The sequence below is a fragment of the Flavobacterium sp. Sr18 genome, from assembly GCF_011064265.1.
In the GTDB taxonomy this organism is placed as follows: Bacteria; Bacteroidota; Bacteroidia; order Flavobacteriales; family Flavobacteriaceae; genus Flavobacterium; species Flavobacterium petrolei.
The window spans coordinates 2380236-2391846 of sequence record NZ_CP049329.1; the positions used below are offsets into that span (position 1 = coordinate 2380236).

The following is an 11611-nucleotide window of genomic DNA, read 5'->3' on the forward strand; positions in this document are numbered from 1 at the left end:
AATGAGCGGAATCTACATTCATATCCCTTTTTGCAAGCAGGCATGTCATTACTGCGATTTTCACTTTTCGACTTCGATGAAGAAGAAAGAGGAAATGGTTTTGGCTATTGCCAAAGAAATTCAAATACGCAAAAGTGAGTTTGAGAATCAAGAAGTCGAAACCATTTATTTCGGTGGAGGAACGCCAAGTGTTTTAAGTTCTGAAGAAATTAATTTTTTGATTGCTGCAGTTTATAGCAATTATTCTGTGATTGAAAATCCCGAAATCACACTGGAAGCCAATCCGGATGATTTGTCAAGCGAACGAATAATTGAATTGTCTAAAAGTAAAATTAATCGATTAAGCATTGGGATTCAGTCTTTCTTTGAAGACGATTTGCAACTGATGAATAGAGCTCATAATTCGGCGGAAGCCAAAAAATGTTTGGAAGAAGCCACTAAGTATTTCGACAATATTTCCCTCGATTTAATATACGGAATTCCCAGAATGAGTAATGAGAAATGGAAACAAAATATTGAAACAGCACTGTCTTTTGGTATCCCGCATATTTCGAGTTATGCTTTAACGGTAGAACCAAAAACCGCTTTGAATAAACTGATTCAAACCGGGAAAATTGCAGCTCCTAAAGATGAAGTTGCACAAGCGCACTTTGCTATTTTAGTAGAAACGCTTGAAACCAATGATTTTATTCATTACGAATTATCAAATTTTGGGAAGGAAAACTATTTTTCCAAAAACAATTCGGCCTATTGGCTGGGGAAAAAATACATTGGAATTGGTCCTTCGGCGCACAGCTATGATGGCATTTCGAGAAGTTGGAATGTGTCGAATAATTCGCTGTATATAAAATCCATTCAAGAAAATAAACTGCCTAACGAAACTGAAATCCTTTCGATTACGGATCGTTACAACGAATATGTTATGACGGGTTTACGAACGATTTGGGGTGTTTCTTTGGATAGAATTGAAACCGAATTTGGAATTATTTATTTGGAATATTTGAACAAACAATCTCAAAAATTCATTGGTGATGATTTAGTTTTTATCGAAAATAACATTCTAAAACCGACTCCAAAAGGAAAGTTTTTGGCGGATGGAATTGCATCAGACTTATTTTACTTAAATTTGGAAGAGTAACGTAACCGCAAAGGTCGCAAAGTTTTACGCAAAGTTGAAAGGAATTTTGTGTCGTAGCGTCTGATTAGCATAAAAACAACAACTTGTGTTAGTAACAGTTCAACATAACAATCAAACAATTAAAGTAGATTTATCAAAACCCATTGATATTTCGATTCCATTGACAAATACAGATGAGAATCCAATTGCTTGGTATATCGAAAAACCAATTATTGAACCCGTGGTTTTTGGGGATTGGATAGGGAAAGTTTCGGAAGGGAAATCTTCGACAAACTTTAATAATATTTTCTTCAATCCCCACGGGCACGGAACGCACACGGAATGTCTGGGGCATATTACACGGGAATTTTACAGCATTAATCAGTCGTTGAAACAGTTTTTCTTTGTGGCTGAATTGATTTCGGTTGTGCCGGAACTGCAAGGAGAAGACTTGGTAATCACGTTAGAAAGCATCTCGACTGCGCTTGATGTGACACTGAAATTAGGTATTCCAAAAGAAGCTCTAATCATTAGAACACTTCCTAATTTTAAAATAAAAAAATCTTTAAAATATTCAAATACTAATCCGCCTTATCTGGAGGAAGATGCTGCGCGTTTCATTCGCGAAAGCGGAATTCAGCATTTATTAATTGATTTGCCAAGTGTGGATAAAGAAAAAGATGACGGAAAATTATTGGCACACAAAGCCTTTTGGAATGTAACCGATGTCAACAATCTGAATGCTGATGCACGATTGGACTGTACAATTACCGAATTGATTTTTGTTACAGATGAAGTGAAAGACGGCACATATTTACTGAATTTACAAATCGCATCTTTTGAGAATGACGCGAGTCCGAGCAAGCCTGTTTTGTATGCTATTTTAAATGAGGAATCAAAATAATTTTAAAGAATGAATTTAGAAACGTACTACGAATATTGCTTGTCTAAAAAAGGAGTGACGGAACATTTCCCTTTTGATGAAGATACTTTAGTTTTTAAAGTAGGCGGAAAAATGTTTGCGTTATCATCTTTAAGTCAATGGGAAAAAGGACGGCCATCAGTTAATTTAAAATGTGATCCGGAGCGTGCCGAGGAATTACGAGCGGAATACGATGACATTCAGCCCGGTTTTCACATGAGTAAAACCCATTGGAATACAATTGCTGTAAATGAATCGGTTTCAGATAATTTAATTAGAGAGTTGATTGATCATTCCTATGAGTTGGTTTTCGGAAGTTTAACAAAGAAGATGCAATCAGAACTTTACAGTGCTTAAAAACCATTCGCCGCTTAAAATCAGTTGTTCGACTACAGTAAATGGCTATTTTATCGAAAATTAGGGTATTCCATCTCTAATTTATTTATTTTTAAAAATTACATTATATAAAACAGATGAATAAATTACTAAATATTTTATTAATTGAAGATGATGCTATTGAAGTTATGAAATTCAATAGAGTTTTAAGTACCTTAGATATTAAGCATAAAATTCTAGAAGCAAATAATGGAGAAGAAGCAATTAAAATATTAAAAGAAAAAGAAACTGTTCCGGATATTATTGTGCTGGATTTAAATATGCCAAAAATGAACGGAATTGAATTTTTAAGGATATTAAAAGCTGACGAATATTTAAAATACATCCCAGCCGTGATTTTAACTACATCAAACAATAGGAAAGATATATTAGAATGTTACAAAATTGGAATTGCGGGTTATCTATTAAAACCTCTTAAATACGATGAATACATCGATCGAATAAAACATCTAATAGAATACTGGAGTAGAAATGAATTAATATCTCAGTAGATATGTATGGAATTGTTAATAAGGCAATAGAAGAATTAGTCATAGCTAATTTTGGTGCGAATAAATGGGAAGCCATTAAATTACGCAGTGGTGTAGATGTTGATTATTTTATAAGCAGTGAGCCCTATGATGATGATTTGACTTTTAAGTTGGCTCAGGCAGTTTCTAATGAAATGGGCATGACATTGAGTGCTGTTTTAATTGCGTTTGGAGAATGGTGGGTTGTAAAAACAACAAAAGATAAGTACGGTGGTTTAATGGAAGCAGGGGGAGATAATTTAAAAGAATTTTTAATAAACTTACCTCTTTTTCATAATAGAGTGATGCTGATTTATCCAAAACTGACTCCGCCAGAATTCAAAGTTACTGAAGTCACTGAAAACAGTATTCATTTGCATTATTTTTCAAAAAGAGAAGGGCTTCAAGATTTTGTAAGAGGGATAATCCAAGGACTGGGAATAATTTATCATACGCCGGTAACCATAAGTTTAATTCAAACTCGAGACGAGGGTAGTTCACATGAAATTTTTTATGTAAATTGGTAAAAAAAAGAATGAAAAACTTAGGATTTCAATTTGATGAAAACAGCTTCAATAAGTTGTTTCCTTTTTACATTCTAATTGATTCTAATCTAAAAATAATAGGGTTGGGTAAAAGTTTATCTAAGACTTTTCCATCAATCAAATTAAACGACAATTTTGCTTCAACTTTTGAAGTAAAAAGGCCTTATATTGAAAATTCCACCACTGACGGATTAAAAACAATTATTGATCAACTTGTCGTTTTAGGAACAACAGATGATTCTGTTGATTTAAGAGGTCAATTTCAAGAATATAAAGATTCTATTTTATTTGTAGGTTCTCCATGGTTTATTTCAATGAACCAAGTTATAGAAAAAAAACTAACCTTTCACGATTTTGCTTTTCACGATCCTTTATTGGACCTTCTTCATGTGCTGAAAACGCAAGAAATAACTACTCAGGAACTTAAAGAGTTGTTGGATAGAATTAATAATCAAAAAAAAGATTTAAAAAGGGATCAGCAAGAGTTAAACAGGCTTTCTCTTGTGGCTAGTGCTAATGAGAATGGAGTTGTTTTTACTAGACCAGACGGTATTATTTTTTGGTGTAATGATGCTTTTTTAAAATTGACAGGCTTTTCTAAAGAAGAAATAATTGGAAAAACTCCTGTTGAGGTTGGCAAATGTGAGTTTACAAATAAAGAAGATTTAAATAAAATGATTGACCCCTTTTTTAAAGGGGAAACATTTGACGTAGAATTAGTTCATGGTCGTAAAGACGGAAGCTATTTTTGGACTAAAACGAAAGGACAACCTATTATGGATTCAGCAGGAAATGTTATTCAGTATTTTGCAATGATTGAAGATGTAACTGAAAAAAAGAATGCTGATTTTAAATTAATTGAATCGGAAGACAGGCTTTCATTTCTAATTCTGAACCTGCAAACGGGTGTTATTCTAGAAGATGAAGACAGAAGAGTTTTATTGGTAAATAAAAAATTCTGCTCGATGTTTGATTTTGAAGAAGAGCCGGATCTTTTAATCGGGATGGATTACTCTAATTCTGTAGAGGATTTAAAACGGTTTTTCAAAAATCCGGATTTATATGTAGCAAGATTAAATAGTATCCTCAAAGCTAAAGAGCCTGTTTATAATGAAGAATTAGAGCTCGTAGACGGTAGGTTTTTTGAGAGAAGCTATATTCCCATTTTTAGAGATGGTATCTATAAAGGAAATCTTAGGTCCTATGTGGATATTACCTTAAAAAAGAATCATCAAACATTATTGCAAAACGAAAAAGAGAAATACAGTAGCATCATTGCCAATATGAACTTAGGTTTGGTTGAGGTTGATCAAAATGATTGTATCACTTTAGTGAATCATAGTTTTAGTGAAATTAGTGGCTACAGTATGGAGGAATTAGTTGGGAAAAATGCTTCAGATCTATTTCTGACCAAAGAAAGTAAAGAGTTTGTTGGTACAAAAAATATATTACGGACTCAAAGGGTATCAGATTCATATGAAATACAAATAAAAAATAAAACGGGAGAGAACAGACATTGGCTAATCAGTGGCGCACCAAATTATGATATCAATGGAAAAATTGTTGGTTCCATAGGGATTCATCTGGATATAACTGAGCAAAAAGAGCAAGAAGAAAAAATTTATTTGCTCTCCTTAATTGCTGAAAAAAATATAAATGCAGTTGTGATTTCTGATGCACAGGGCAATACAGAATGGGTTAATTCCAGTTTTGAGAAAATGTCTGGCTACACTAAAGAGGAATTGGTAGGAATAAAACCAGGGAATCTGTTGCAGGGTAAAGAGACAAACCCTGAAACTATTCGGTATTTAAAAGATCAAATTAGCAAAGGTCAACCCTTTAATTGTGAAATTGTAAATTACACAAAATCGGGGGAGAAATATTGGGTAAAAATACAAGGGCAAGCTTTATATAATAAAAAAGGTGAAATAGTCCGATACTTTGCTATTGAAGAAAATATATCTAACAAGAAATTATTAGAAAATCAAAGAGAAGAATTGGTTGCAAGATTAGCAAAAACAAATAAAGAACTCGAAGATTATGCCCAAATAGTTTCCCATGATTTAAAATCACCTTTGCGTAGTATTCATTCTCTAATTTCGTGGATAAAAGAGGATAGTGATAAAGCATTTAGTGAGCAAACTTTAGGATATTTTTCAATGATTGAAAATAAAGTAGAAAAAATGGATCATTTAATCGAGGGGATATTGACCTATTCTAAAATTGATAAAGAAAATCTAACTTTAGAAAGTGTAAATACACATCAAATCATACAAAGCATCATTGATATAATTCACATTCCCAAACATGTGACCATTGCTATAAAAAATACATTACCTATACTCATGGCAGATCGTTATAGAATTCAGCAATTATTCCAAAACATTATAGGAAATGCTGTAAATTATATAGAACGGGATCCTGGTTATGTAGAAATAGCTTCAGAAGAATACGTTGATCATTATGTAATCTCTGTTAAAGATAATGGCGTAGGAATTGCAAAAGAGCATTATGAAAAAGTATTTAAGACTTTTCAATCATATACTAAAAGTGAGCATTCCACAGGACTTGGCTTGGCAATCGTAAAGAAAATTATTGAGGCCTATAATGGTAAAATTTGGATCGAAAGTGAATTAGGAGAGGGGTCAACCTTTTTTGTAAAACTTAATAAATAACTATGAAAATTATTCAGGCTTCAAAAGTGGAAAATCAAGGTTGGAACTATTTACAAGAAAAAGTAACATTAAAAAATCCGTTGGTTTTAGTGTTCGCCAATAGATTGCTTTTGGAGGATGATGCTGTAATAGAGAGTATCCGAAAAGAATTTCCCTATGAACATTTAGTTTTTGGATCAACAGCGGGGGAAATCGTTTCCTGCAACGTATTTGATAATTCTATTTCAGTGACAGCAATAGAGTTTGAAAAAAGCTCTTTTGTAGTGAAACGGGAAAATATTTTAGACTACGGCAAAGATGCCCAAACACTAGGCAAAACGCTATATAATAAAATTCCTAAAGAGAACTTAAAACACTTATTTGTTTTGTCCGAGGGTAGTTTTGTAAATGGAAGCTCTTTAATAAAAGGTTTAGAAAATGATATTGATCTGGAAGTTTCTATAACTGGCGGAATGTGCGGCGATGATGCACGATTCGAAAAAACAGTTGCTTCGTACAAAGAAAATCCTAAAGAAGGAGAAGTGATTTTAATTGGTTTTTATGGAGATACTTTAGAGATATCTTACGCAAGTTTTGGTGGTTGGATTCCATTTGGACCAGAAAGAATTATTACAAAATCAGAGGCAAATATTCTTTATGAAATTGATGGGCAGCCAGCACTTGATTTGTATAAAAAATACTTGGGAGATAAAGCCAGTGAATTGCCTCAAGCTTCCTTGTTATATCCTTTAAATGTAACTCCGGAAGGTAAAAAGGAACCTGTCGTTCGAACTATTTTGAACATTAACAATGATGATCAGTTCATGATTTTAGCGGGTGATGTGCCAATGAACGCAAGAGTACAGTTAATGATGGCATCTGTAGACGGAATTGCAACTGGAGCACAAATTGCTGCTGAATTTGCAATGAAAAATCGTAAAGCCGATCCGGAATTAGCCATCTTAGTAAGTTGTATAGGCAGAAGACTAGTGATGAACCAAAGAATAGAAGAAGAAGTTGAGCATGTTCGTGAGACTATTGGAGAAAAAATTCCAATGACTGGATTTTACTCATACGGGGAGATGGCACCTTTTAATGAAAGTACTTCTTGTGAACTTCATAATCAAACAATGACGTTAACCCTAATTAGCGAGTAATGAATTCATTATTAAAAAGACAAATAGACAAAAAACTTAAAGGCGGACTGAACGATTTAGATATCTTTCTAGCGGCGATTGATGATTCCTATAACAATTTTGAAAATCAGATAGGCTTACTGCATAGAGCAATGAAAATTAGTTCTGATGAACTTTTTGAAGCCAATCAAAAATTAAGAGATGAAGCGGGGAGTTTAAAAGAAGTCAATAAAAATTTGCAGTTTATTCTTAATTCTATGAGTCTGGATGTAGCAATTACATCAAATGTTGATTCCTTTAATTCGTCAGAATATATTAAGCAACAATCAGTAGAAATTATCAAAATCAATAAGCAAAGAGAGGAATTACTTTTGAATCTTGAAAAACAAAATCAGGTTTTAAATGAATATGCTCATATGGTTTCCCATGATTTAAAAGCACCTTTGCGGAGCATTGATACATTGATAAACTGGTTTATTGAAGATAATCAGGCAATGATGAATGAAACTAACTTGAAATCATTGAATTTAATTCTTTCTAATGTGGAGAAAATGGATTTTTTAATTAAAGGAATCCTAAACTATACTGCTATTGATAATAAAGAAAATCAAGACAGAATAATTGATTTAAATATTTTGATAGAGGAAACTTTAAGAACCATACATATTTCTGAACAGGTCAAAATCAAAATTAAGAATCACCTGCCCAAAGTATTTGGAAATGACTTTAGATATAAACAGCTATTTCAAAACTTAATACAGAACGCCATAAAGTACAATGATAAAGAAAATATTACTGTCGAAATTGGAAATTCAGAAAGTGATACGGAAATTAGTTTTTATGTAAAAGACAACGGAATTGGTATTCCAGAACAGTACCAGACTAGAATTTTTGATATTTTCTCTAAATTAGAAAATAATGACCCGTCTTCAGGGATTGGACTTTCTATTGTGAAAAAAATTATTGACTTTTACAATGGTACCATTTGGCTGGAAAGTCAAGAAAATATAGGAACAACTTTTCATTTTACGATACCCAAAGAAAATGGAGCAGCCTAATCTAACCTACATCAACGATCTCTCAGGAGATAATCTTGAATTCAGAGCTAAATTAATTGGTATTCTTAAAAAGGAACTTCCCGAAGAAATAAATGGCTATTCAGAACAAATGGCAAACACTATTTTTGTCGAGGCTGCGCAATCAGTTCATAAACTAAAACATAAAATATCTATACTTGGTTTAGAAAAAAGTTATTATATTGCTGAAGAATATGAAGTTAATCTAAAAAATAACTCTACAAGTCTCCGTGCTGATTTTGAAACTATTTTGAAAATTATGCAAGAGTTTGTAAACCGTTTGTAACACCTCTTACTGTATGAATTGCATTACTATAGATGACGAAGAGATGGCAAGAGCTATTATTACTCAGATGATCACTGTATATCCTGAACTTAACCTAATGCAGGAGTTTCCGAATGCTATGCAGGCTATAAAATTCTTAAATAACAATGATGTTGATTTAATCTTTTTAGACATTCATATGCCTGATTTTACAGGATTTGATTTCATTCAAAGTTTAAAAAATCCTCCAAAAATAATTTTAGTCACCTCTGATAAAAAATTTGCTATAGAAGCTTTTGAGTACGAGTGCATAGTAGATTATTTAGTAAAGCCCATTACTGGAGATCGATTTCAAAAAGCAATTCAAAAAGCAAATGCCTATAAAATCACTTCCAAAGCAACAGAAATTAAACAAATTGTTGAGGATAATGCAAATGAGTTTTATATCAACATAGACCGGAGATTGATAAAAATTGAAATGGCATCTGTAAATATTGTAGAAGCCAAGGGGGATTATATCCATATAAAAACCGAGAGCAAAAATTATGTAGTTCATTCTACACTAAAGAAAATAGAAGATAAATTACCAAAAGATTTATTTTTAAAAGTACATCGATCCTTTATTATCAACACTAAAAAAATTATTGATATTAAAGACAATAGTGTCTTAATTGCCAAAGATGTAATTCCAGTAAGTCGTTCTAACAAAACGGAGCTTCTAAAAAGAATAAATGTCTTGTAAAATATAGCTATTAAATTACAAAATCATCTAAAAAATACACTTCATCGATTAAAATTGCTTTTAACCGTCATTGTGCTTATTTTTGCCGGGTATTTATAATAATAGCTATGAAAGTAAAATTACTTAATGCACCCATTATTTTTTTAGATTATTCCGGGGATGTACTCACAGGATATTATTTAATATCTAACCGTTGGACAGTACTAAACGACGTTTACATAACTTTTGTTAGAAGAAAAGGTATTGGATATTGTTACAATTTGACTTGGGCTGGACCTTTAACAAAATCTGAAGCTGAAAAATTAAGCTGTGATAATGAAACTATACTTGCAGTAAGGCATGATGTCATAAAGCCTTTTTTACAGTTTCTTGATGATGAAGTGTTTTTACCCAATAGTGTTGAGGTTCGAACAATAATTGGTCTTGATTGTGATCAATTAAATTTAGCAAATTAAGTCATTTAGATATGAATTATTTAATACTGTTTTTGGTTAAGGGCTCTCATTATACGAGTCAGGTATAAAGTGATGATGTTTCACCTGCAGCAAATGTCTATTCGTCGAAAAATTAGATGTCTACGCAAGAATACTTATGATCTTTGTGCCTTTATTAACAAGTATAGTTAAAAAATTATGGCAATTCAAATCACATATAATGGAGGAGTTTATGAAATAAATGGGTTGTTAAACTCTCAAAATGGAGAGTCTTTAAAAAATCATTTTGAAACGCTCATGATTCATTCCAATGCAATGGTTCTCTCTTTGAATAAAGTCCTTGATATAGATTGTAATGCAGCTAATATTTTATCGGATTTACATAAAAAAGCCGATTTGTGCGACATATTATTTTACATCATTGGCAGAGAAAATAAAAAAGTACAAGAATTGTTTAACGTCTTGAATTATCATGACATTCTCCTTTAATAACCACATATTTTGTGTGATAATTAACATATTTAAATCATTTAGTTACGCTAATTAAATGATTTTCAGTTTAGTTAATAAGAGCAATTCTACTTCTGTCAAATAATGGTTTAACAGTTTTTATCTCATAAATCATTACAGTTTAAGTCGTTAAATTTGGCTCTTTAAGCATGTTTTTATTTATTCACCCATTTGCAGTAATAACTTTTCAGACTTTATCTTCTAAATATTACTTTTTGTGTACCCATAAAAAACGTAGCGTACTTGCAAATATGATTATTAATATGTCGTTTTAAATAGTATGGTGTTAGATTTTTTAAAGTTAGTTCATAATTCGATATTATTAGCGTAATGATTTAATAACCGTCGGTAAGTTCATTACACAGAGGAAACACGAATATTTTTATTTAAAAAGAGATTATGCAATTTGCATAGTCTCTTTTTTTATGGATTTCATTTGGTTTTCAAAAGTTTAACAAAGAAATTGCAAAGCGAAATTCAGGAATTAGAAAATTAGGCATTACTTTTGCCAATAAAGTTGGATTAAAAAAACATAAACGCGCACTGAAATAAATTCTGCCTATCATATGAAAGAACAATTTAAAAAGTTTTTAAACGAAGAACAAGACCCAAAGGCTATTGAGAAAATCGCTTCAAAACTGAGTGATTTATTGATGAAAAATGAAGAAATAGGTTATATAGCTGTTCAAAAAAAACCAGCAATTACCGTTTTACCGGACAGTATTGTTTTGACCAATAAAAGAATTATTATTTGTCAGCCTAAAAATCTGGGACTTTCAATGAATTTCATTGATTACACTTGGGACGAAATAGAAGGTACTTTTGTGAAAGAAAATATTTTGGGTTCTGAGTTTTCTTTTACAACCAGAACAAATATGGAGGTTTCCATTGATTATATCCCTAAAATTCAAGCCAGAAAGATTTTTACGTACGCCAAAGAACAATTGGATATATTAAAAGTTGGGTCTGTATTGAATGCAACCATGATGGATGAAGTTCCAGTTTCTCCAATAGAAGAAGTAGAGATTATTGAAGAGATGGAAACAGAAGAAGTAACTAGTTTTGCTGAAATAATGCCAGTTTCACAACCCAATTTCATTGCTGAAAATCAAGTGTTCGAAGAGGTTGCGACAAGTCCAAAAGATAAATCATTAAGTGATTTATCACAAGACGAACTTTTTGAAAAATTACAGAATTATAAAAAATTATTGGACAACGGATTGATTTTACAAGGCGAATACGACGCTTTCAAAAAAGAAATTTTGAGTCATATGTAGTTTCGCAAAGAGCGCTAAGGAATAAATA

General features: G+C 31.9%; 13 protein-coding genes. All 13 read left to right on the forward strand.

All coding sequences use genetic code 11. The annotated features are described in order from the left end of the window. Position 1 precedes the first annotated feature (1 nt). The 13 genes from hemW (at position 2) to G7A72_RS10575 (ending at position 11583) form a co-directional block, all read left to right on the forward strand. On the forward strand, positions 2 to 1138 hold the full coding sequence (gene hemW, locus G7A72_RS10515) for a radical SAM family heme chaperone HemW (protein ID WP_165152429.1): 1137 nt from the start codon (positions 2 to 4) through the stop codon (positions 1136 to 1138). Positions 1139 to 1223: 85 nt separating this feature from the next. Then, on the forward strand, positions 1224 to 2021 hold the full coding sequence (locus tag G7A72_RS10520; protein ID WP_165152430.1) for a cyclase family protein: 798 nt from the start codon (positions 1224 to 1226) through the stop codon (positions 2019 to 2021). A 9-nt stretch (positions 2022 to 2030) separates the two neighbouring features. Continuing rightward, positions 2031 to 2396: an MmcQ/YjbR family DNA-binding protein gene (locus G7A72_RS10525; protein WP_165152431.1), complete on the forward strand. Its 366-nt coding sequence runs from the start codon at positions 2031 to 2033 to the stop codon at positions 2394 to 2396. A gap of 116 nt (positions 2397 to 2512) precedes the next feature. Next, a complete protein-coding gene (locus G7A72_RS10530; RefSeq protein WP_165152432.1) occupies positions 2513 to 2926 on the forward strand; it encodes a response regulator in 414 nt (137 codons plus the stop codon). Between the two features lie 2 nt (positions 2927 to 2928). Further along, positions 2929 to 3471 (forward strand): heme NO-binding domain-containing protein, encoded by a 543-nt coding sequence (locus G7A72_RS10535; protein ID WP_165152433.1) that lies wholly within the window; start codon positions 2929 to 2931, stop codon positions 3469 to 3471. Then, positions 3465 to 6164 (forward strand): PAS domain S-box protein, encoded by a 2700-nt coding sequence (locus G7A72_RS10540; RefSeq protein WP_165152434.1) that lies wholly within the window; start codon positions 3465 to 3467, stop codon positions 6162 to 6164. Before G7A72_RS10535 ends, G7A72_RS10540 begins: the two co-directional genes overlap by 7 nt. 2 nt (positions 6165 to 6166) lie before the next feature. Continuing rightward, complete coding sequence (locus G7A72_RS10545) at positions 6167 to 7300, forward strand: FIST signal transduction protein (protein WP_165152435.1); 1134 nt, start codon at positions 6167 to 6169, stop codon at positions 7298 to 7300. Next, positions 7300 to 8337: an ATP-binding protein gene (locus G7A72_RS10550; protein WP_165152436.1), complete on the forward strand. Its 1038-nt coding sequence runs from the start codon at positions 7300 to 7302 to the stop codon at positions 8335 to 8337. The genes G7A72_RS10545 and G7A72_RS10550 overlap by 1 nt, the downstream gene beginning before the upstream one ends. Further along, on the forward strand, positions 8324 to 8641 hold the full coding sequence (locus G7A72_RS10555) for an Hpt domain-containing protein (protein WP_113664466.1): 318 nt from the start codon (positions 8324 to 8326) through the stop codon (positions 8639 to 8641). Before G7A72_RS10550 ends, G7A72_RS10555 begins: the two co-directional genes overlap by 14 nt. A gap of 13 nt (positions 8642 to 8654) precedes the next feature. Further along, positions 8655 to 9362 carry a LytTR family DNA-binding domain-containing protein gene (locus tag G7A72_RS10560; RefSeq protein WP_113664465.1) on the forward strand — a complete coding sequence of 236 codons (708 nt, stop codon included), beginning with the start codon at positions 8655 to 8657 and terminating at the stop codon, positions 9360 to 9362. A gap of 107 nt (positions 9363 to 9469) precedes the next feature. Beyond that, positions 9470 to 9817 carry a hypothetical protein gene (locus G7A72_RS10565; protein WP_113664464.1) on the forward strand — a complete coding sequence of 116 codons (348 nt, stop codon included), beginning with the start codon at positions 9470 to 9472 and terminating at the stop codon, positions 9815 to 9817. Positions 9818 to 9994: 177 nt separating this feature from the next. Next, positions 9995 to 10285 (forward strand): STAS domain-containing protein, encoded by a 291-nt coding sequence (locus G7A72_RS10570; protein ID WP_113664463.1) that lies wholly within the window; start codon positions 9995 to 9997, stop codon positions 10283 to 10285. A gap of 587 nt (positions 10286 to 10872) precedes the next feature. Beyond that, positions 10873 to 11583: a PH domain-containing protein gene (locus G7A72_RS10575; RefSeq protein ID WP_165152437.1), complete on the forward strand. Its 711-nt coding sequence runs from the start codon at positions 10873 to 10875 to the stop codon at positions 11581 to 11583. The last annotated feature ends 28 nt before the right edge of the window (positions 11584 to 11611 follow it).